Below are 18,286 nucleotides of genomic sequence, written 5' to 3' on the forward strand. Positions count from 1 at the left end.
CCCCCCCCCCCCCCCCCCCCCCCCCCCCCCCCCCCCCCCCCCCCCCCCCCCCCCCCCCCCCCGCTCCCACACTGGATCTCCACAGCGCGGGTTACAGCGTCAACACCATCTCATGCCACGCCATGCCGCCATGATCGGACGCCGAAGGCTTGATGTAGGCAAAACCAAACCCGGCATAGAGTGGAATATGCCGCTCTTTGCACATCAAGTTGATGCTGGCCTTGTTCAGTGCGCGCATGCGCTGGATGAATTCACCCATCAAGCGTTTCGCCAAACCCTGCCCTTGATAATCCGGATGCACCACCACCGACATGATCACCACGTGCGGGCCAGCGGGGTCGTGGCCGATCAGCTCCTTGAACGCCTCGTCCGACATCTCCACCTCAAATGCAGCACCGGAATTGATGAAACCGGCTACGACGCCATCCACTTCGGCGACGATGAAGCCCTCGGGCCAGGTGGCAATGCGGGTGGCAATTTTCTCGCGGGTAGCGGCTTCATCGCCTTCGTAGGCAACGGTTTCGATGGCATAGCAACGGTCCAGGTCAGCGGGGCTGACGTGGCGGATGACGGTGTTCATGGCAGCTCGGAATCAGCGGGGGAAAGGTTGGGATCATAAATCAATAAGGTGTTGATATCGATCAGAGCGGCGGATCGCCGATCCGCCGCTTGACCCGCTCATTACACTTTTAGCGGCAGCCAGATTTCCAGCACGCCGGTATTGAGCCTGGGGTTGAAATCGTCGCTGTAGCGTTCGAAATCCGGGGCATCCGCCGCCTCGCGACCGGACTGCGGCAGCCAGGTTTTCCAGATGTACTGAAAGGTTTGCGGCAGGGTATCCAGCGAGCCCTTGTGCTCGAACACCGCGTAATACTGGGGCTGTATTTCGATCCAGCGGTATTTCTCGGGCAGGTCGTCGAGTTTGCTGATCTCGACGCCGGCGATGTATTCAAAACCTCCCTTGCCGTCGGGATTACAGCAAACACCGTAGGTCACTTCGCCCTGTTGGCCGGGCACATTCCCGAGGTGGGGGACGAATTTTTCCCACAGCTTGGGAATCTGCTTTGGGGCCGTCTCTTGGGTAAATCGTCCGCCAAGCCCTGCGATGAGCATGAAGTGCCCGTTTTCGAAGCGTGGTTCGGCCGTTTCGACGCCTGTTTGCTCATCCATGACTCAACTCCTGGTACAAAAGGTGGGTTCGGCTGGGAGTATAGAAGCCAAACCCGATTCGCCCAGTTACAGTGCGTGCAACTGTTCGACGGCGCCTGGACCGATGAACTCGTTATAACCCGACAGGATCACGTAGACCGCGAAATAGCAGAAGATCGCTGCCGATGCCATGTAGGAATAACGCAGCAATTTGTCACCGAGCAATTTGCCGCCGTGACTTGCAGCGAAGCACAGGCCGACACACCAGAGCACCCCGGCGCACAAGAAACCGCCAAGAAACAGCGCCGAGCTGACCGTGCCACCACCACCGGAACGGGCGATCAGTGTTCCGCCTACCGCGGCGAACCAGAGAATGGCACTGGGGGACGACATGGCGAGGAAAATCCCGCGAAAAAACTCCTTGCGGTGGGAGTTGTGACCGACTTCCGGGGTTTGCGCCAACAGCGCTTCATGGTGAATCGCCGAATAAATCATCTTCGCCGCGAAATACAGCAGCAGCGCCGAGCCGCCGATCCACAGCACCCAACGCACGGTTTCGTATTGCAGCAATACGGTCATCCCGGCCAATGCCAGCACGGCGTAAATCAGGTCGCCGACACACGTCCCCAGCCCCAGGGCAAAGCCTTGGAAATAGCCGCGCTGCATCGCCAACGTGATCATTGCGATATTGGCCACACCGATGTCCAGGCACAGCGAAAGGCTCAGCAAAAAGCCGCTGGTAAATTCCATCAACCGATTTCCTTCGCAAAAATTGTTTACATAGACGCTGGACAGTCTGCCACAGCTGCCCTTACATTCCGCACAGGCCACCGCAGTGGCCAGCGTCGCTCGGACGGTTCCGGGCGCTTACGTTATCCGAGGCAACAATGGCCGAACAAGGTTCGCCGCGCCGCTTTGCGCGCATAGATCGACTCCCCCCTTACGTTTTCAACATCACTGCCGAGCTGAAGATGGCCGCCCGTCGTCGTGGCGAAGACATCATCGACTTGAGCATGGGCAATCCCGACGGCGCCACGCCGCCGCACATTGTCGAAAAACTCGTCACGGTTGCCCAGCGTGAAGACACTCACGGCTATTCCACGTCCAAAGGGATTCCGCGCCTGCGCCGGGCGATCTCCAATTGGTACAAGGATCGCTACGAAGTCGACATCGACCCGGAAACTGAAGCCATCGTCACCATCGGTTCCAAGGAAGGTCTGGCGCATTTGATGCTGGCCACCCTCGACCAGGGCGACACCGTGCTGGTGCCGAACCCCAGCTATCCGATTCACATCTACGGTGCCGTGATTGCCGGTGCCCAGGTGCGCTCGGTACCGCTGATTCCTGGCGTGGATTTCTTCGCCGAGCTGGAACGGGCGATTCGCGGCTCGATTCCGAAACCGAAAATGATGATCCTCGGCTTCCCGTCCAACCCCACCGCCCAGTGCGTGGAGCTGGATTTCTTCGAGCGGGTGATCGCCCTCGCCAAGCAGTACGATGTTTTGGTGGTGCACGACCTGGCCTACGCCGACATCGTCTACGACGGCTGGAAAGCCCCGTCGATCATGCAAGTGCCCGGCGCCAAGGACATCGCGGTGGAGTTTTTCACCCTGTCCAAGAGCTACAACATGGCCGGCTGGCGCATCGGTTTCATGGTCGGCAACCCTGAACTGGTCAACGCCCTGGCGCGGATCAAGAGCTACCACGATTACGGCACGTTCACCCCGCTGCAGGTCGCGGCCATCGCGGCGCTGGAAGGCGATCAGCAATGCGTCAAAGACATTGCCGATCAGTATCGGCAGCGTCGCAACGTGCTGGTCAAAGGCCTGCATGAACTGGGCTGGATGGTCGAAAACCCGAAAGCATCGATGTATGTCTGGGCCAAGATTCCCGAGGCTTACGCACACATGGGCTCGCTGGAATTCGCCAAGAAACTGCTGGCCGAAGCCAAGGTCTGTGTCTCGCCGGGCGTGGGGTTTGGCGAGTATGGGGATGATCATGTGCGCTTCGCGCTGATCGAAAACCAGGACCGGATTCGTCAGGCAGTACGCGGGATTCGCGGGATGTTCCGGGCGGATGGGTTGGTTCAGAAAGCCAACGCCTGATTTATCAAGCAGACACAAAAAAACCGCAGCGATGCGGTTTTTTTGTGCCTGATCGTTCCCACGCTCTGCGTGGGAATGCATCCCGTGACGCTCCGCGTCACAGTGGACGCTGAGCGTCCATGGCGGCATTCCCACGCGGAGCATGGGAACGATCAATGCAGTGTGTTTAAACGAACAACGACAACAGCAGGATGAAGCCCAGGCCCACCACGGACAGGATGGTTTCCATCGCGGTCCAGGTCTTGAAGGTTTCCGCCACGGTCATGTTGAAGTACTGCTTCACCAGCCAGAAACCGGCGTCGTTGACGTGGGACAGGATCAACGAACCGGCACCGGTGGCCAGTACCAGCAGCTCACGGTTCACGCCCGGAATCATCCCCACCACCGGCACCACGATGCCCGCGCCAGTAATGGTCGCCACGGTCGCCGAACCGGTTGCGATGCGAATCACCGCCGCCACCAGCCAGGCCAGCAGGATCGGCGAGATCTGTGCGTTCACCGCCATGTGGCCGATCACATCACCCACACCGCTGGTCACCAGCATCTGCTTGAAGCCGCCACCGGCACCGATGATCAGAATGATGGCGGCGGTCGGCGCAAGGCTTGCATCGAGCCATTTCATCATTTGGCTGGAACCGATGCCCTGCTTGTAGCCGAAGGTATACAGCGACAGCAGCAATGCCAGCAGCAACGCCGAAATCGGGTGACCGATCAGGTCCATGAAAGTGCGGAAGATGTTGCCATCGGGCAGCACCACGTCGGCAAATGTCTTGAGCAGCATCAGGAACACCGGCAGCAGCACGGTCACCAGAGTGATGCCAAAGCTCGGCAGTTCAGCCGAATCCGTTTCGCGCGATAGTTGATCCACCAGCTCCTGGTTCGGATGACCGGGAATGTGCTTGGCAATGAACGTACCGAAGATCGGGCCAGCGATGATGGCCGTTGGAAGCGCAACGATCAGGCCGTACAGAATGGTTTTACCGATGTCAGCACCGAACACACCGATGGCCAGCAGCGGACCCGGGTGCGGCGGCACCAGGCCGTGTACCGCAGACAGACCAGCCAGTAGCGGGATACCGATCTTGATGATCGACACGCCAGTGCGACGGGCCACGATGAACACCAGCGGAATCAGCAGCACGAAGCCGATTTCGAAGAACAGCGGAATGCCGACCAGGAACGCGGCGAACATCATGGCCCACTGCACCTTGTCCTTGCCGAAGGCGCGGATCAACGTCTGCGCAATCTGATCCGCACCGCCTGATTCGGCCATCATTTTGCCGAGCATCGTGCCCAGCGCCAGGATGATGCCGACGAAACCGAGTACCCCACCGAAGCCATCCTGGAACGCCTTGATGATGGTGCCGATCGGCATGCCGGACGTCAGCCCGAGGAAGGCGGCGGCGATGATCAGTGCGAGGAATGGGTGCAACTTGAACTTGGTGATCAGGACGATAAGCCCGATCACTGTGACCACTGCGTCTAGCAGCAGGAATGACTCGTGGGACATGCCAAACATGGGGGGTGTCTCCGTTGTTTGTTGTTGTTATGAAAGCGGTTATTCAAAAGCCGTCAGGACAGCGCTATCTCTTGGAGCAAAACTCAACTGGCGAGTTTCAAGCCATGATCGAGCCACCATGCATGAGCCTGCTTCGCCAACTCATCGACGCTGTGGCTGGACGCATCCAGAGCCAGGGTCAGGGGCTCACCAACGGGCGATTCAAGTGTGGCGAACTGGCTGTCGATCAAGGTCGACGGCATGAAGTGGCCCGGCCGATGAGACACACGATCGGCGGCGACTTCGGGGGTCAGCTCAAGGAAAACGAAGCCCAGGCCCGGCAAGGCACTGCGCAAGCGTTCGCGGTAACTGTGTTTGAGGGCCGAACAGGTCAGCACCGGGCGCTCGCCTTTGGCATCGACGCGGCGCAGTTCATCGCACAGGCTGTCGAGCCAGCCGGCACGGTCTTCGTCGTTCAGGGGGATACCCGCGCTCATCTTTTCGATATTGGCGGCAGGGTGGAAAGTGTCGCCTTCAATGGCGGTCGCGCCGCTAAGCTGGCACAGGGACTGGCTGACGCAGGTCTTGCCGCAACCGGCAACGCCCATGATGACCAGGGCGGTGATGGGATGATTCATGTAACACCTCAGCGCGCAGACAGCGCTACCTTTGCTACGTAAGACTCAAGTGCAAAAGCAGAAGTTGCCGACGCCTTCTTGTCATTTTTGTGGGTTGCAGCATGTTCGTTCTCGAGGCCAAAAAGCGAGGATCAGGCAAACCTCGTTCACGCATTTGCAGCTGCATCGAGACAGCGCTACCTTAGTGCCTTGAATTTTGTTTGGCAAGCCGTCCGATGAATACCCCTAAAAACGATAAAAATACTCGCACCACTGGCCGCCCTACTCTCAACGAAGTCGCGCGCCTGGCCGGTGTCAGCCCGATTACAGCGTCCCGCGCGCTGCGTGGCGTCAGCACGGTGGCCACCGAACTGGTGGAAAAAGTCCAGAAGGCCGCCCTCGACCTGAACTACGTGGTCAACCCCGCCGCCCGCGCCCTGGCCTCGGCCCAGAGCCATTCCGTCGTGGTTTTGGTGCCGTCATTGTCCAACCTGCTGTTCATCGACACGCTGGAAGCCATTCATCAGGTTTTGCGACCAAAGGGCTTCGAAGTGCTGATCGGCAACTTCCATTACTCACGTGATGAAGAAGAAAACCTGCTGCGCAATTACATGGCTTATCAGCCTCGCGGCCTGCTGCTGACCGGTTTCGACCGCACCGAAAGTTCGCGGCGGATGATCGAGGCCAGCAACATTCCCTGCGTCTACATGATGGAACTGGACAGCGCGGCGGGGCTCAATTGCGTCGGCTTTTCGCAAGTCGCTGCCGGCGAAACAGCGGCCGGGCATTTGCTGTCACGCGGTCGCAAACGCCTGGCCTACATCGGCGCACAACTGGATCAACGCACGCTGCTGCGTGGCGAAGGTTTCCGCCGAGCGCTGCAAAAGGCCGGTTTGTATGATCCAGCCCTGGAAGTGCTGACACCACGAGCGTCGTCGGTGGGTCTGGGCGGCGAATTGTTCCTGCAACTGCTCGCTGCCCATCCAGACGTCGATGCGATCTTCTTCGGCAACGACGACCTGGCCCAGGGCGCGTTGCTCGAAGCGTTGCGCTGCGGGATCAAGATCCCCGAACAAGTGGCGATTCTCGGATTCAACGACTTGCCCATGTCCGAACACATGGTCCCGCGCCTGAGCAGCATCAACACCCCGCGCGAAGCCATTGGCCGTCGCTCCGCGGAGCTGATGCTGACCTTGCTGGCCGGCAATTCAGTGACCAAACCGGTGCAGGATATGGGGTTTGAATTGAAGGTGCGCGAGAGCACCTGATGCACGACCATTCCCATGCTCCGCGTGCTAGATTCCCGATACCTGGAACAGCAAACGGAGAAGCTCAATGGGACATACGCTGAAGATTTTGGGTCGGGCCTCGTCAATCAACGTCAGAAAAGTCCTGTGGACCTGCGACGAACTGGGCGTTTCCTACGAACGCGAAGACTGGGGCAGCGGTTTCGCATCGACCCAGAGCCCGGAATTTCTCCAGCTCAACCCCAATGCACAAGTGCCGGTCCTCATCGACGAAGCCGGCGTGCTGTGGGAGTCCAATACCATTTGCCGGTACCTGGCCGGCAAACACCAAAACACTGACCTGTTGCCCATCGAACCGGCGGCGCGCGCTCGCGTGGAGCAGTGGATGGACTGGCAAGCCACCGAACTCAACCCGTCGTGGGGCTACGCATTTTTTGCGCTGGTCCGGCAATTGCCGAACTTCCAGGACTCGCAGCGGATTGCCGATGGCGTTCGCGGCTGGAACGCGAAAATGGGCATTCTTGAACAGCAACTCGCGGCGACCGGTGCATATGTCGCCGGGCGGCAGTTCACACTGGCCGATATCCTCATCGGATTGTCGGTCAACCGCTGGCGGATGACCCCGATGGAACGCCCGAACTACCCCGCCGTCGACGCCTATTGCCAACGGCTGGCGCTGCGGTCGGGGTTTATGGAACACGCTTGCAACGGCGTGCCTTGATTCCCCCCCCGGCCCAGTTCAAGCGCGAAACCTGTGGGAGCGGGCTTGCCCGCGATAGCGGAATGTCAGTCAACGAATGTGTTGAATGTGACGCCGCCATCGCGGGCAAGCCCGCTCCCACATGGATTGCGGTCTGCAAGCATCCCCAACAACGCCCGCACCGCCACCGTAGGTTCTTTGTGAGGCGCGACCACCAAGGCAAACTCCCGATCAATACGCGGCATCACCGGCACTATGCGCAAGCCCTGACGATTGGCCGGCAAGGTCATTTCCGGCACCAAAGTCACACCGATGTTTTCCCGCACCAGAGTGAACGCACTGCTCCACTCTCGCACCTCGGCTCGCACATCCAGCAGTTGCAGCCCGGCGTCGGCGGCCAGGCTGCGGGCATTGGTCGAACAACCGCCCGTGGCCAGCACAAAGGGTTGCTCCGCCAGTTCAGCCAATGAAACGCCCTCCTCATTCGAGCGGCGCGCCAAGGGGTGGCCACCGGGCAGCACCGCCACCCAGGCATCACGCCCCAGACGACCAGCACTGCGCGCGGGCGCGGGGTTCAACACCACGCCGACATCCACCAGCCCGGTACTGAGCAATGTTTCCACTTCATCGTCGCTGACCTCCAGCGCCACCACTTGAATGCCGGGATACAGCCGATTGAACTGGCGCAGCAGCGGCGGCAGAAAGGTCGCCAACACCAACGGAAAACTGGCCAGGCGAATCGTCCCGCGCTGGATGTCCTTAGCGGCATCGACGGTACTGCGAATGTTCTCGAGGGCGCCGAGCATGGTTCGCGCCTGTTCGATCACAGGCAAGCCGATGGCAGTCGGCAAGGTCTGACGGTTTTCCCGGCTGAACAGCTGAACGCCCAAGGTTTCTTCGATCAGTGCCAGCGCCTGACTGGCACCGGACTGGGTCATCCCGACCCGCTCGGCCGCCCGGGTGATGTTGCCGGTATCGGCCACCGCCACCACCATTCGCCAATGCATCAGGTTCATCATGGCAGTAGCTTTCCTAATGGCAGTGTTCTGAAAGATTAATTTTACCGAGGGTGCCGCGCACTATGACACTGGCGCAAACCCGCAACCAGAGCCCTGCCCATGAAGTTGTATTACGCCCCGCAAGCCTGCTCATTGGCGCCGCACATCGTGCTGCGCGAACTGGATCTGCCGTTCGAGCTGGTCCGCGTCGACAACAGCACCAAGCAAACCGCCACCGGCGAGGACTTCCTCGCCATAAACCCCAAAGGCTACGTCGCGGCGTTACAGCTGGATAACGGTGATGTGCTGACCGAAGGCCCGGCGATTCTGCAGTACCTGGCGGACTTGCGGCCCGAGGCCAGCCTGGCAGCGGAGAACGGGACGTTCGAGCGGGTGCGTTTGCAGGAATGGCTGAATTTCGTTTCGACCGAGATTCATGGCGGGCTGGGTTGGCTGTTCAATTCGCAGTTTTCGGATGATGTGAAAGCGCTCATCAAAGAGAAGCTGTTCAAGCGTTTTGTCGTGTTGAGTCAGACGCTGGAGGGGCAGGATTATTTGATGGCTAGCGGATTCGGTATTGCTGATGCGTATCTGTTTACGGTGTTGCGCTGGACGCAGGTGTTTGGCATCGATCTGGATCAATGGCCGACGTTGGCGCGGTTTCAGGTACGGATTAATCAGCGGACAAGCGTGAAAGCGGCGTTGGCTGCGGAGTTGCCGTAAGGCTTGAAATCATTCGCGAGCAAGCCCGCTCCCACAGGAGATCTCGTGTGAACACAATATATGCGAACACCAAAAATCAAATGTGGGAGCGGGCTTGCTCGCGAAGGCGGCAGTTCAAACACTACAGAAACATAAGACAAAAACTACAAACTCTCACTCACCTTCGTAGCCACCTCCCCCGGCACCCAGGCCTTCCACACCTGCGGCTGATCGCGCAAAAACGCTTCGGCCACCTGACGCGGTGGCTGGCGTTTTTCGCTCATCTGCCCAAGGGTCTGGTTCAGCAGATCAATTGGCAAATCGACTTTTTCGAAGAACGCCACCAGGTCCGGGTACTGCGCCTTGAACGGTGCCGACACACCGATGGCCAGGCTGGCCGGCATCGAACGTGTGCCCTTGGGGTTCGGGTTGTTGGCATCGGCCAGGGTCTTCCATGCTTGCGCATCGAACGGCGGTTCTTCGAGTTTCACCAGCTTGAAGCGGCCCAGCAGTGGCGTCGGCGACCAGTAGTAAAACAGCACCGGTTTGCCACGACGGATCGATGAAGCGACCTCGGCATCCAGCGCCGCGCCGGAACCGGTGCGGAAGTTGACGTAGCTGGCAGTCAGGTCATAGGCCTTGAGTTTCTGGCTGTTGACGATCTCCGACGTCCAGCCGGTCGGGCTGTTGAGGAAGCGTCCGCGACTTGGGTCTTCGGGGTCGCGGAACACGTCCTTGTAGCGCGCCAGGTCGGCGACGGATTTCAGCTCCGGCGCCAAAGGTTTAATGCCGCGTTCCGGGTCGCCCTTGATCACATATTCCGGCACCCACCAACCTTCGGTGGCGCCTTTGACCGTGTCGCCCAAACCAAACACTTTGCCCTCCGATGCCGCCTTGACCCAGGCCGGACTGCGCCCCGCCCACTCTTCGCCAATCACTTGAATGTCGTTCTTGGCCAACGCGGCTTCGAGGCTGACGGTACTGCCCGGCAAAGTGTCAGTCGGGTAGCCGTAACCTTTCTCGACGATCAACCGCAGGATCTCGGTGATCAGGCTGCCACTTTCCCAGGTGATGTCACCAAAGTGGATGGGCGTGGTTTTTTCTGCGGCCGGAACGTGCCCAGCCACAAGGCTCAGGGCCAGCAGCGAACTGCCGAGCAGGGTTTTGATCGATCTCATGCGGACCTCTGGGTCAGGGGTGGTCGGTTCAAGGGTTCGTTGGCGCTGTGCTGGGCGCACAGTGCCTGGGAGCGGGTCATGTAGACGCTGACCGAACGCTGGGAAATGCCCAGTTCGGCGGCGATTTGTGGGTAGGTCAGGCCATCGATTCGCGACAACAGGAAGGCTGCCCTGACCTTGCCCGGAAGGCGCTCGAGGGTCCGATCAAGGCGCGTCAGGGTCTGGGAAAACTGCGCCAGGTCTTCAGGCGATGGCCCTCCGAGCGGGTCAATCGGCGATAGCTGATCGAGGTGCTGGCGTTCCAGGTCGCGACGACGCCACAGCTGATAAATCAACCGATGGGCAATGGTGGTGAGCAAGGCGCGAGGTTCGCGAATGGGCGTCAGGCCTGGCGATTCGAGCAACTGCACGAAGGTCTCGGCGGCGATGTCTTCGACGCTGGGACTGGCCCCCAGATATCGGCGCAGCCGTGTGCACAGCCAGGCGTAGTGGGCGCGGAACAATCCGCCCACGTCGTTACGATGGGAAAGGTCGGCGCCGGACATAGAGGCTCCATGGGTTAGGGGTCGCTGAATGTCCGGTGATCCGGTGGCGCGATCCTAGCAAGGAGCCTTATTCATTAATAATACTTAAAATGAATTTTTATATTCCACAAATGAATTAGCGACACCTGATACATCGCTATCGCGGGCAAGCCACGCTCCCACAAGTCCACCGAAATCCTGTGGGAGCGTGGCTTGCCCGCGATTGATGGAACTGTCGGCACAAGCCTCAAGCCTCATCGCAACCGCCCGTACCCCAACGCTTCGGCCTCCTGCTGATAATCGAGAATGACTTGATAGTCGCTTTCGGTGGCCGGCATCACTTCTTGCAGGCCGAGGATTTCCGCGACATCGGGCAGCTCCTTCAACGTCTGATTCATCACCCGTCGAAGCTGTTCAGCCTGCTCATCGGTGGTGCCAGCGGCTGCGATGTAGGGCAACGTCGGGCTGAACGCCGTGCGTGCCAACACGCGCAGGCCTTCGACTTCTGCTTGGGCATTCTGCGCCAGATAGGCGAAGGTCACGCTGTCGATGGCGGCCAGGTCTGCCAGGTCATCACGCAGCCAACGCAGGCTTTCGCGGTGGCTGCCGCTAATGGCGACGGTGGCAAAAAACTGCCCGTCGCGGTGCAGTGGCGCCAATCGGTGACGCAACAGGTTCATGCCACTGTTGGAGTCTTCGCCGTTGATCACACCGCGACTGCCTCGCAAGGCCGACAAGGTCCATCGCGGATCATCGGCACGCGTCAATAACAGGCTGCAATGGTTACCGCCATTGCTGTCGGGTAGTTCGTAACGAGGACGACCGATAACCCGGACACGACCGCGTAAAGCCGTCATCAAGGGATAGCCGCAAGTCTGGGTCAGCAGCAGGTGCGGGGACAGCCAGAAGTCCATCAGCGACAGCCCTTCGGCATCGAGGCGAGTGCTGCCGAGCTGTTCGAGAATCCGCGCCAGCCAACGCTCGTTGGCTTGGCGGATCGACTCGGGAGCGACGTACATCAGTAGTTCAGCGAGGTGTTGTGCCATTGAAACCCTCTAAGCAACAAATAACCCTGTGGGAGCGGGCTTGCCCGCGATAGCGCCGGACCAGTCACCCGGTGTGTTGGATGTGAAATAGCAATCGCGGGCAAGCCCGCTCCCACAGGATTCAATGGTGGCCATGCATCAACTAAAAGGATGCCGTGGGCTGTCGATCGCCCTCACCCCATGCTCGCGCATCAACTGAACATAACCCTGCACCAGAAACCCGCCACTGCGCGCCAGCCATTGCTCGCGGCGCGCACGATAGGCCCGTGGCAGGTCGTACCAGGGCAGGCCCGGCAAGTCGTGGTGCACCAGGTGCAAGTTGAGGTTCAGGAATAGCCAACGCCACGGCCATGCCGCTTCATTGATGACGGTGCGTTGCTCGGGTTGCACGTGGGGACGGTGTTCATAGTAAGAGCGGATCATCGCAATCGACAGCGCCGGCACGCTGATCAGCAACAGGTAATGCCAGACCGGCAGCACGCTGTAGCGGGCGATGAACGTCAGCATCAGCAGCGTCAGCGCACCGTGGGTAAGCCACATCAACCAGGCTTGGCGCTCACCCGCTTTTAGCCGTTGCAACTCTTCCCGGGCCAGCGCCAACAAGGCCAGTGGCGCACCGAGGACAAAGCGCCCGAGCACGGTTTTGTTCAGCCAGTGCAGGCTTTGTTCGAACGGCGAACGACGCTGCCACTGTTCAGCGCTCAGGTAACGGCTTTCCGGATCGCGACCGGGAACGGTCAGGTCTTCATCGCGGTGATGCAACAAATGACTGTCGCGGTACAGGGTGTAGGGATACCAGACCGCGAACGGCGCATAACCGAGGATTTTGTTCAGCGTTTGCCAACGGGTGGGATGGCCGTGCAGCAATTCGTGCTGCACCGACAACCACAACACCAGCAGTGGAATCAGCAACAGTGTGCTCCACCAAAGCCCCAATCGAGCGCTGCCCAGGACAATGCTGAACCAGCTGACATACACGCCGACCAACAGCAGCCAGGTCGGCCACTCGGTGCGAGCGGTCAAGCGTTGGCGCAGGGTTTCGATTTCTTCACGGTGGGCAGCATCAAAATAATGGGGCATGGCTTTGCTCAGATCGGGAACCAGTCCCCCTCTGTGCAATGGCGCAGGGATTTCTTGCAGATTATCTGGTTATTTCGATAGGCCTGAAAAACAAGGAGCCCGAGGACTCGGGCTCCGTTGACGCGGGATCAGTGGCCGAACACGCCCACCTTCTTGGCCTTCTTGTCCGCACGTTTTTCATCGGCGGTTTTAGCCGGTTTCTTCTTTGCCGCTTTCTTTGAATCCATGCCTTTGGCCATGATACATACTCCACTCATACGGGACGTATGATCAGGTATACACCTATCGCGGCGCCCGCGTTCTTTTATAATCACCCGCTTTGCGCACTGACTCCAGGCCCATGCCCAACACCCAGTACACCTTGCTCGACGAGCCGTTATGGCCGTTGATGAACAAGTTTTACCGCGCCCACCAATCGTCGATGAAAGCAGTCCGCGACGCTCGCCTGTGGGTCGCGAAACGCGACGAGATCATTGCGGCGTTATGTTTGCGGCCAGTGGCCGGCGGGCATTGGCTGACCGGGCTGTTCGTCGACCCGCGCTGTCGCGAGCAAGGGATCGCCGCGACGTTGATCGCCCACGCCATCAAGCACCTCGAAGAACCCGTCTGGTTGTTCTGCCATCCGGATTTGCGTGGTTTTTATGAGCGTCGCGGTTTTACCTTCGACCCGCCCCTGCCCTACGCCATGGCTGAACGGTTGAGCCGTTATGCGCGGAGCAAACCGATGATTGCGATGGGGCTGGAACCGCGCGCCCTCTGAAACGACACAATCCCTGTGGGAGCGGGCTTGCCCGCGAAGAGGCCGGCACATCCGATATCAGTGTTGTCAGGCAGATTGCATTCGCGGGCAAGCCCGCTCCCACAGTGTTTTGCGTTGGATTCGAAGGACGATCTCAGTCGTCCGCCGCAGGATCGAGATCCGGGAACATCACCTCGGTAAACCCGAATTTGCTGAAATCACTGATGCGCGACGGGTATAGCCGGCCGATCAGGTGATCGCATTCATGCTGCACCACCCGCGCATGAAATCCCGAGGCAATGCGCACGATCGGCTCGCCCTTGGGATCGAAGCCTTCATAACGAATCTGCTGATAACGATCCACCGCACCCCGCAGGCCCGGCACCGACAGGCAGCCTTCGAACCCCTCTTCAAGGGTCGGACTCAATGGAGTGATCAGTGGGTTGATCAGAATCGTCTGCGGCACCGCTTCGGCGTCCGGGTAGCGTTCGCTGTGTTCGAAACCAAAGATCACCAGTTGCAGGTCGATACCGATCTGCGGCGCGGCCAAGCCAACTCCGCCGACGCTTTCCATGGTCTGGAACATGTCGTCGATCAACTGCCACAACTCAGGGCTGTCGAACATTTCTGTCGGCACCGGTGGGGCAATGCGCAGCAGGCGTTCATCGCCCATTTTCAGAATTTCACGGATCATTTCAGGGCTTCGTCAGTGGTCGGCTTGATTGAGTGGTCCCGTCCCAGCCCCGAAACGTGGTGTTTGGGTTCGTCGGGCACGTTTTCGCCGTGTTTCTTGTTTTCGGATGACATGTGCTCGATCACCGCGTTCATTTCCGCGCCGAGCAACAGCACTGCAGCGGAAATATAGAAGTACAGCAGCAACACGATGATCGCGCCGATACTGCCATACATGGCGTTGTAATTGGCGAAGGCTTTGACATAGAGACCAAAGCCCAGCGAAGCGATGATCCAGACCACCACAGACAACACCGCACCTGGGGTGATAAAGCGAAACTCTTGTTTGACGTCAGGCATGACGTAGTAAATCAGCGCCACCGCCATCATCAACAGTACCACGATCACCGGCCAGCGAACGATGGTCCACACGGTCACGATAAAATCTTCGAGGCCCACTTGTGAGGCAATCCACCCCATCACCTGCGGCCCAAGCACCATCAGCGCGGCGGCAATCAGCAACATGCCGGCGATGCCAACGGTGTAGAAAATCGACAGCGGAAAACGTTTCCAGACCGGACGGCCTTCGACCACGTCATATGCGGCGTTCATCGCGCTCATCATCAACCGCACACCGGCGGACGCGGTCCACAGGGCGATGACGATACCCACCGACAATAACCCCCCCTTGGATTGCTGCAACTGATCGATCACCGGGTTCACCTGTTCCAGCGCCTGGGGTGGCAGGACCAGTTCCGATTGCAGGCGCAGCCAGGAGAAGAAGTCCGGCAAGTGCAGAAAACCGATCAGGGCGATCAGGAACAGGATGAAAGGGAACAGCGAGAACAGCATTTGATAGGCCAGCGCCGAGGCATAGGTCGACATCTCGTCGTCGACGAATTCGGTGACTGTACGCATCATCACCCGATGCAGGGGCAAACCTTTCATGGTTGGAAAAAACATTAGCGTCTCCTTTCGCCGCAAAAAGGTTGAAGTCATGGCGACTCAGAGGCCGTTTTCTACAACAAAGTAGCCTACTTGGCGACTTTGAAACAATCACAGGGTATATCTCGCCTATCCAACACAAAAACGGCCATCTTCGGATGGCCGTTTCTGTTACTCGTCAAATGCCGGATTACGCCTTATCAATGCCTTTTTTGAGAGCATCCTTGGCTTTGCCGACTGCTTGCTGGGTTTCGCCTTTCCTCTCCTGCGCCACGCCTTCGGAGCGCAGTTTTTCGTTGCCGGTGGCCTTGCCAATGCCTTGCTTGACGTTGCCGGCCGCTTCATTTGCCATGCCTTTAACTTTATCGCCAGTGCTGCCCATGGTATTTCTCCTGTGAACATTTCAATGGGGAAAGTGGTTACACAAGGATTGACCGGGGGCCTTTGCGCGGAGTTTCATTTATTTATTAACCGGACATTTCGCAGGTTAGGCTTTATGTTTGCAGCCTTTGCCCCGAGAATGCGCAACGTATTCAGGCCATGGCGCTGAAGATCCAATCCCGTAGGAACGTTATGAAACTCGATAAAAAGCAGGCCATTGCCCGCAGAAACCAGGAACTCGGCGGTGCTGTGCTTGGTGTCAACAACTGCCATTTCACCGAATTGAACCGCAACCGCAATATCTTCTGGTTCGATATTCCGGTCGCGCGCCTGGCCGTTGGTCAGTACGAATGGATTCATTTGCTGATGCACACCCCGGATACCGACGAACTGCTGCACCTTAAAGTGCCGACGGTGTTCCTGCGCGAGAAACTCGAAGGCCTGGTGGTGCGCAACCAAGGCAAACGCAAGGCAGCCCTGAGCCTGGAACTGAGCGCCGACAAGGACTCCTACCTGCAGGACATGCGCCCGGCCGGTACCAACGTCAACTTCGTGCAGTTCCGCCAGTAACCCCCCTGTTGATCGTTCCCACGCTCTGCGTGGGAATGCCGCCACGGACGCTCCGCGTCCGATGCTGGGACGCAGAGCGTCCCGGGCTGCGTTACCACGCAGAGCGTGGGAACGATCAGTCAGGCAACAAAAAGCCCCGCATCTGCGGGGCTTTTTGTTTGGCTAGGCGCTGACTTTCTTCACGCCCAGCTTCTTCAGCTCTTCGTCGCGCAGTTCGCGGCGCAGGATCTTGCCGACGTTGGTGGTCGGCAGCGCGTCGCGAAATTCCACGGCTTTCGGCACTTTGTAGCCGGTGACGTTGGCGCGCATGTGCTCCATCACCTGATCCTTGGTCAGGGTCACACCCGGTTTGGCGACGATAAAGATCTTGATCGCCTCGCCCGACTTCTCGTCCGGCACACCAATGGCCGCGCATTGCAGCACGCCCGGCAGAGTCGCCAGCACGTCTTCAAGCTCATTGGGATACACGTTGAAACCGGACACCAGGATCATGTCTTTCTTGCGATCGACAATGCGCATGTAACCGTCAGGCTGGATCAGCGCGATGTCACCGGTCTTCAGCCAGCCTTCGCTGTCGAGTATTTCATCGGTGGCGTCCTGACGCTGCCAGTAGCCCTTCATGACTTGCGGACCTTTCACACACAGTTCACCGATGGCGCCCAACGGCTGTTCAACACCGGCATCGTCGATGACTTTGCACAGCGTCGATGGCACCGGAATACCGATGGTGCCGATCTGGATGTTCTGGCTCGGGTTCACCGTGGCCACCGGGCTGGTTTCGGTCATGCCGTAACCTTCGCAGATCGGGCAACCGGCAACCTCTTTCCAGCGTTCGGCCGCGGCCAGTTGCAAGGCCATGCCGCCGGACAGAGTGATTTTCAGGCTGGAGAAATCCAGCTTGCGGAACGCTTCGTTGTTGCACAGCGCGACGAACAGCGTGTTCAGGCCGACGAAACCACTGAACTTCCACTTCGACAGTTCCTTGACCATCGCCGTCAGGTCGCGCGGGTTGCTGATCAGGATGTTGTGGTTGCCGATCAGCATCATCGCCATGCAATGAAAGGTGAACGCATAGATGTGGTACAGCGGCAGCGGGGTGATCAGGATCTCGCAACCTTCATTGAGGTTGGAACCCATCAGCGCTTTGCACTGCAGCATGTTCGCCACCAGATTGCGATGGGTCAGCATCGCCCCCTTGGCCACGCCGGTAGTGCCACCGGTGTATTGCAGCACGGCAACGTCGCTGCTGGCCGGGTTGGCTTCCGCCACTGGCTGGCCATGGCCCTTGCGCAGCACGTCATTGAATTTGATGGCCTTGGGCAAGTGATACGCCGGAACCATCTTCTTCACGTACTTGATGACGCTGTTGACCAACAGACGCTTGAGCGGCGGCAGCAGGTCGGCCACTTCAGTGACGATCACATGCTTGACGCCGGTTTTCGGCACGACGGTCTCGGCCAGATGCGCCATGTTGGCCAGGCAGACCAGGGCTTTGGCACCGGAATCGTTGAATTGGTGTTCCATTTCCCGCGCGGTGTACAGCGGGTTGGTATTGACCACGATCAGCCCGGCACGGATGGCACCGAAAACGGCGACCGGGTACTGCAGCACGTTGGGGAGTTGCACGGCGATTCGATCGCCTGGTTGCAAATCGGTATGCTGTTGCAGGTAAGCAGCAAAGGCACCGGACAATTCGTACAGCTCACCGTAGGTGATTGTCTTGCCCAGGTTGCTGAATGCCGGTTTGTCAGCGAAGCGTTGGCAGGATTGCTTCAACACTGCCTGAATATTCGGATACTCGTCTGGATTGATCTCGGCAGCAATTCCAGCTGGGTACTTATCCTTCCAAAAGTCTTCGATCATGGAAGCCCACTCCTCAGCAACGCGAATTCAAATACCGCATTTGGTGCGATTATTATTGGTGTGTGTTTTTGGTGAGTCTGGCTTTTAACATAGGCCGAGAAGTCACAAAGCGCGCCGAGAGTAGCAGCTTTGCCAAGGGCCGACTAGAGCCAAAAACGGCCCATATAGTCACATTTTTGACTCTTGACTAATAAATAGTCACTTTTAGAGCAAAAATTCTATAGCGCCTTGGAAGCCTTTGAAATCGGGGCTTCAGCCCCTTAAAAGCATCG

General features: G+C 58.8%; 20 protein-coding genes. 6 read left to right on the plus strand and 14 right to left on the minus strand.

Going from position 1 to position 18,286, the window contains the following annotated elements; genetic code table 11:
• Positions 1-91: 91 nt before the first annotated feature.
• The 3 genes from AC1RQB_RS25510 to AC1RQB_RS25520 form a co-directional block, all read right to left on the minus strand.
• Positions 92-580 (minus strand): GNAT family N-acetyltransferase, encoded by a 489-nt coding sequence (locus AC1RQB_RS25510; RefSeq protein WP_063341273.1) that lies wholly within the window; start codon positions 578-580, stop codon positions 92-94.
• A 101-nt stretch (positions 581-681) separates the two neighbouring features.
• Complete coding sequence (locus tag AC1RQB_RS25515) at positions 682-1,170, minus strand: GyrI-like domain-containing protein (protein ID WP_063341274.1); 489 nt, start codon at positions 1,168-1,170, stop codon at positions 682-684.
• 66 nt (positions 1,171-1,236) lie between these two features.
• A complete protein-coding gene (locus AC1RQB_RS25520; RefSeq protein ID WP_008069105.1) occupies positions 1,237-1,899 on the minus strand; it encodes a LysE family translocator in 663 nt (220 codons plus the stop codon).
• 137 nt (positions 1,900-2,036) lie between these two features.
• Between AC1RQB_RS25520 and alaC the strand changes: the two genes are divergently transcribed.
• Positions 2,037-3,254 (plus strand): alanine transaminase, encoded by a 1,218-nt coding sequence (gene alaC / locus AC1RQB_RS25525; RefSeq protein WP_063341275.1) that lies wholly within the window; start codon positions 2,037-2,039, stop codon positions 3,252-3,254.
• A 166-nt stretch (positions 3,255-3,420) separates the two neighbouring features.
• Here the strand turns inward: alaC and AC1RQB_RS25530 are convergent, their stop codons facing one another.
• Together AC1RQB_RS25530 and AC1RQB_RS25535 are read right to left on the minus strand one after the other, a co-directional pair.
• Positions 3,421-4,773, minus strand: coding sequence for a GntP family permease (locus AC1RQB_RS25530; RefSeq protein WP_008069109.1), 1,353 nt, complete (start codon positions 4,771-4,773; stop codon positions 3,421-3,423).
• An 83-nt stretch (positions 4,774-4,856) separates the two neighbouring features.
• Positions 4,857-5,390 (minus strand): gluconokinase, encoded by a 534-nt coding sequence (locus AC1RQB_RS25535; protein ID WP_007902444.1) that lies wholly within the window; start codon positions 5,388-5,390, stop codon positions 4,857-4,859.
• Between the two features lie 215 nt (positions 5,391-5,605).
• Between AC1RQB_RS25535 and gntR the strand changes: the two genes are divergently transcribed.
• Positions 5,606-6,637 carry an HTH-type transcriptional regulator GntR gene (gene gntR / locus AC1RQB_RS25540; protein ID WP_063341276.1) on the plus strand — a complete coding sequence of 344 codons (1,032 nt, stop codon included), beginning with the start codon at positions 5,606-5,608 and terminating at the stop codon, positions 6,635-6,637.
• Between the two features lie 67 nt (positions 6,638-6,704).
• A complete protein-coding gene (locus AC1RQB_RS25545; protein WP_063341277.1) occupies positions 6,705-7,337 on the plus strand; it encodes a glutathione S-transferase family protein in 633 nt (210 codons plus the stop codon).
• Positions 7,338-7,402: 65 nt separating this feature from the next.
• Here AC1RQB_RS25545 and AC1RQB_RS25550 read toward each other — a convergent pair whose 3' ends face one another.
• Positions 7,403-8,335 (minus strand): LysR family transcriptional regulator, encoded by a 933-nt coding sequence (locus AC1RQB_RS25550; RefSeq protein ID WP_241824455.1) that lies wholly within the window; start codon positions 8,333-8,335, stop codon positions 7,403-7,405.
• A gap of 99 nt (positions 8,336-8,434) precedes the next feature.
• On the opposite strand from AC1RQB_RS25550, the gene gstA reads away from it, so the two are divergent.
• Complete coding sequence (gene gstA, locus AC1RQB_RS25555) at positions 8,435-9,037, plus strand: glutathione transferase GstA (RefSeq protein ID WP_063341278.1); 603 nt, start codon at positions 8,435-8,437, stop codon at positions 9,035-9,037.
• A 143-nt stretch (positions 9,038-9,180) separates the two neighbouring features.
• Here gstA and AC1RQB_RS25560 read toward each other — a convergent pair whose 3' ends face one another.
• The 4 genes from AC1RQB_RS25560 to AC1RQB_RS25575 form a co-directional block, all read right to left on the minus strand.
• Positions 9,181-10,194 carry an ABC transporter substrate-binding protein gene (locus tag AC1RQB_RS25560; protein ID WP_063341279.1) on the minus strand — a complete coding sequence of 338 codons (1,014 nt, stop codon included), beginning with the start codon at positions 10,192-10,194 and terminating at the stop codon, positions 9,181-9,183.
• The gene (locus tag AC1RQB_RS25565; RefSeq protein ID WP_063341280.1) at positions 10,191-10,739 is read right to left on the minus strand and encodes a sigma-70 family RNA polymerase sigma factor; all 549 of its coding nucleotides are present in this window, start codon (positions 10,737-10,739) and stop codon (positions 10,191-10,193) included. Before AC1RQB_RS25565 ends, AC1RQB_RS25560 begins: the two co-directional genes overlap by 4 nt.
• A 233-nt stretch (positions 10,740-10,972) precedes the next feature.
• On the minus strand, positions 10,973-11,764 hold the full coding sequence (locus tag AC1RQB_RS25570; protein WP_063341281.1) for a phosphate/phosphite/phosphonate ABC transporter substrate-binding protein: 792 nt from the start codon (positions 11,762-11,764) through the stop codon (positions 10,973-10,975).
• A gap of 138 nt (positions 11,765-11,902) precedes the next feature.
• A complete protein-coding gene (locus AC1RQB_RS25575; RefSeq protein WP_063341282.1) occupies positions 11,903-12,844 on the minus strand; it encodes a fatty acid desaturase in 942 nt (313 codons plus the stop codon).
• 340 nt (positions 12,845-13,184) lie between these two features.
• Here AC1RQB_RS25575 and AC1RQB_RS25580 point away from each other — a divergent pair, with 340 nt between their 5' ends.
• Positions 13,185-13,604 (plus strand): GNAT family N-acetyltransferase, encoded by a 420-nt coding sequence (locus tag AC1RQB_RS25580; protein WP_063341283.1) that lies wholly within the window; start codon positions 13,185-13,187, stop codon positions 13,602-13,604.
• Between the two features lie 133 nt (positions 13,605-13,737).
• Here the strand turns inward: AC1RQB_RS25580 and def are convergent, their stop codons facing one another.
• From def to AC1RQB_RS25595, 3 genes are all read right to left on the minus strand, one after another.
• Positions 13,738-14,277 carry a peptide deformylase gene (gene def / locus AC1RQB_RS25585; protein ID WP_063341284.1) on the minus strand — a complete coding sequence of 180 codons (540 nt, stop codon included), beginning with the start codon at positions 14,275-14,277 and terminating at the stop codon, positions 13,738-13,740.
• Entirely contained in the window at positions 14,274-15,218 is a 945-nt protein-coding gene (locus tag AC1RQB_RS25590) for a YihY/virulence factor BrkB family protein (RefSeq protein WP_063341285.1), read from the minus strand. Before AC1RQB_RS25590 ends, def begins: the two co-directional genes overlap by 4 nt.
• A gap of 172 nt (positions 15,219-15,390) precedes the next feature.
• Complete coding sequence (locus AC1RQB_RS25595) at positions 15,391-15,582, minus strand: CsbD family protein (RefSeq protein ID WP_008069133.1); 192 nt, start codon at positions 15,580-15,582, stop codon at positions 15,391-15,393.
• Between the two features lie 191 nt (positions 15,583-15,773).
• Here AC1RQB_RS25595 and AC1RQB_RS25600 point away from each other — a divergent pair, with 191 nt between their 5' ends.
• Positions 15,774-16,151: a hypothetical protein gene (locus AC1RQB_RS25600; protein WP_063341286.1), complete on the plus strand. Its 378-nt coding sequence runs from the start codon at positions 15,774-15,776 to the stop codon at positions 16,149-16,151.
• A gap of 162 nt (positions 16,152-16,313) precedes the next feature.
• On the opposite strand, the gene fadD1 is transcribed toward AC1RQB_RS25600, so the two are convergent.
• The gene (gene fadD1, locus AC1RQB_RS25605; protein WP_207267253.1) at positions 16,314-18,014 is read right to left on the minus strand and encodes a long-chain fatty acid--CoA ligase; all 1,701 of its coding nucleotides are present in this window, start codon (positions 18,012-18,014) and stop codon (positions 16,314-16,316) included.
• Positions 18,015-18,286: the final 272 nt, after the last annotated feature.

The organism is Pseudomonas sp. GW822-FHT02E03, from assembly GCF_058802325.1.

Excerpts from the sequence above, each read along its gene's own strand:
- AC1RQB_RS25575 (WP_063341282.1), bottom strand. The coding sequence starts at position 12,844 with ATGCCCCATTATTTTGATGCTGCCCACCGTGAAGAAATCGAAACCCTG.
- AC1RQB_RS25580 (WP_063341283.1), top strand. The coding sequence starts at position 13,185 with ATGCCCAACACCCAGTACACCTTGCTCGACGAGCCGTTATGGCCGTTG.
- AC1RQB_RS25570 (WP_063341281.1), bottom strand. The coding sequence starts at position 11,764 with ATGGCACAACACCTCGCTGAACTACTGATGTACGTCGCTCCCGAGTCG.
- AC1RQB_RS25545 (WP_063341277.1), top strand. The coding sequence starts at position 6,705 with ATGGGACATACGCTGAAGATTTTGGGTCGGGCCTCGTCAATCAACGTC.
- alaC (WP_063341275.1), top strand. The coding sequence starts at position 2,037 with ATGGCCGAACAAGGTTCGCCGCGCCGCTTTGCGCGCATAGATCGACTC.
- AC1RQB_RS25595 (WP_008069133.1), bottom strand. The coding sequence starts at position 15,582 with ATGGGCAGCACTGGCGATAAAGTTAAAGGCATGGCAAATGAAGCGGCC.
- AC1RQB_RS25600 (WP_063341286.1), top strand. The coding sequence starts at position 15,774 with ATGAAACTCGATAAAAAGCAGGCCATTGCCCGCAGAAACCAGGAACTC.
- AC1RQB_RS25515 (WP_063341274.1), bottom strand. The coding sequence starts at position 1,170 with ATGGATGAGCAAACAGGCGTCGAAACGGCCGAACCACGCTTCGAAAAC.
- gstA (WP_063341278.1), top strand. The coding sequence starts at position 8,435 with ATGAAGTTGTATTACGCCCCGCAAGCCTGCTCATTGGCGCCGCACATC.
- AC1RQB_RS25550 (WP_241824455.1), bottom strand. The coding sequence starts at position 8,335 with ATGATGAACCTGATGCATTGGCGAATGGTGGTGGCGGTGGCCGATACC.
- AC1RQB_RS25520 (WP_008069105.1), bottom strand. The coding sequence starts at position 1,899 with ATGGAATTTACCAGCGGCTTTTTGCTGAGCCTTTCGCTGTGCCTGGAC.
- AC1RQB_RS25565 (WP_063341280.1), bottom strand. The coding sequence starts at position 10,739 with ATGTCCGGCGCCGACCTTTCCCATCGTAACGACGTGGGCGGATTGTTC.
- AC1RQB_RS25560 (WP_063341279.1), bottom strand. The coding sequence starts at position 10,194 with ATGAGATCGATCAAAACCCTGCTCGGCAGTTCGCTGCTGGCCCTGAGC.
- fadD1 (WP_207267253.1), bottom strand. The coding sequence starts at position 18,014 with ATGATCGAAGACTTTTGGAAGGATAAGTACCCAGCTGGAATTGCTGCC.
- def (WP_063341284.1), bottom strand. The coding sequence starts at position 14,277 with ATGATCCGTGAAATTCTGAAAATGGGCGATGAACGCCTGCTGCGCATT.
- AC1RQB_RS25510 (WP_063341273.1), bottom strand. The coding sequence starts at position 580 with ATGAACACCGTCATCCGCCACGTCAGCCCCGCTGACCTGGACCGTTGC.
- AC1RQB_RS25590 (WP_063341285.1), bottom strand. The coding sequence starts at position 15,218 with ATGTTTTTTCCAACCATGAAAGGTTTGCCCCTGCATCGGGTGATGATG.
- AC1RQB_RS25535 (WP_007902444.1), bottom strand. The coding sequence starts at position 5,390 with ATGAATCATCCCATCACCGCCCTGGTCATCATGGGCGTTGCCGGTTGC.
- AC1RQB_RS25530 (WP_008069109.1), bottom strand. The coding sequence starts at position 4,773 with ATGTTTGGCATGTCCCACGAGTCATTCCTGCTGCTAGACGCAGTGGTC.
- gntR (WP_063341276.1), top strand. The coding sequence starts at position 5,606 with ATGAATACCCCTAAAAACGATAAAAATACTCGCACCACTGGCCGCCCT.